This window comes from Endozoicomonas sp. SESOKO3, assembly GCF_024606255.1.
On the sequence record NZ_JAHHPR010000174.1, the window covers coordinates 1 to 1,235 of the forward strand.

Annotated in this window: 1 protein-coding gene; it reads right to left on the bottom strand. The window is 49.9% G+C overall.

The features are described 5' to 3' along the window. The coding region (locus KDK18_RS03090) for a cadherin-like domain-containing protein (RefSeq protein WP_257253132.1) at positions 1–1,235 on the bottom strand (1,235 nt) is incomplete at both ends.

Below are 1,235 nucleotides of genomic sequence, written 5' to 3' on the forward strand. Positions count from 1 at the left end.
GTTTGAGTAGGTGACTGTTCTCAGTGCTGCCTGGTACTCCGCGACCGTTGCGGTACCAGAGAGCGTCAGGGTGCCGGTTGATAAATCCCAGCTTCCGGAAATCCCGTTGTGATCGTTGAACGCCAGTCTGTCTTCATCTGGCACGAAATTGCTACTGATCGTGATCGTGGCGCTCTCTATTGTGACAGAGTCAATGTCTGTCAGCGTGATATGACCCTCTATTACTTGATCGCCGTCGTTTTCTGTGTAAGTGAGAGTCCCTCCTGCTGTGACTACAGCCGCATCATTGACAGAAATGACGTCAAGAGTGGCTGATGCACTGGCTTCATCCCCTGAGGATCCATCTGACACTGTGAAGTTAAAAGTGACATCGTCACCGAAATAATGAGCCGTGGGAGTATAGCTCCAGGTGCCGTCATTATTGTCTGCCAGATGACCTGTCGCAGGGTCTGCCAGAGTGACCGACTGAATGCTCAAGCTATCACCATCAATGTCACTGGCTGAAGCCAAAAGATCAGCAGCAGTGATGACATAGGAGGTGTCTTCCAGGGTTGATCCCAGGTCAACATTCCCTGCAAAAGGAGCATCGTCTATTGGAGTGACGCTGACCGTGAAAGTCTGGATATCAGAAGAAAGCTCACCGTCGTTTACCCGAAAGTTAAATTGGGTGTAGTTATTTCCACTTTCATTGGCTTCAGACAGGAACGTCAGCAAGCCCGCAGAAATGTCAGCCCGACTGATGGCGTCGCCTTCAGATACCTTAGTGCCGTTGAGTTCCAGTGATCCGATGACTGGAATGGTCTCAATAACGACTACTTCCAGCGCGTCAGCATTGTCCCGGTCACTGAAGGGGAAGTCGCTCAGGGTGAAGCGATAGAGGGAGTCTTCAGTAATTGTGGTAGAGCTGTCCAAGGAGACGGGGGCTTCGTTGATGTCGTTGACTTCAATGGTAAAGCTCTCTAAATAGGTTGCACCATCAACATCGCTGGTTGTCACCTCAACATCAACGGATTCATCGGTTTCGTGATCAAGGGCTATGCCCTCTTTCAGTTTGAGATCGCCATCTACCACTTCAAAGCGATGGTCATCGACGGTGTAAGTGTGAGTATCAGAAAGGTCTTTGTCGGTGGTGGACAATGTACCTACCACCGCGCCATCCTGATTTTCATCAATATGGGTTCCGGAGATTTCAATCTCTTCCGGGTTATCATTGCTGCCCTCAATGGTAATAGACG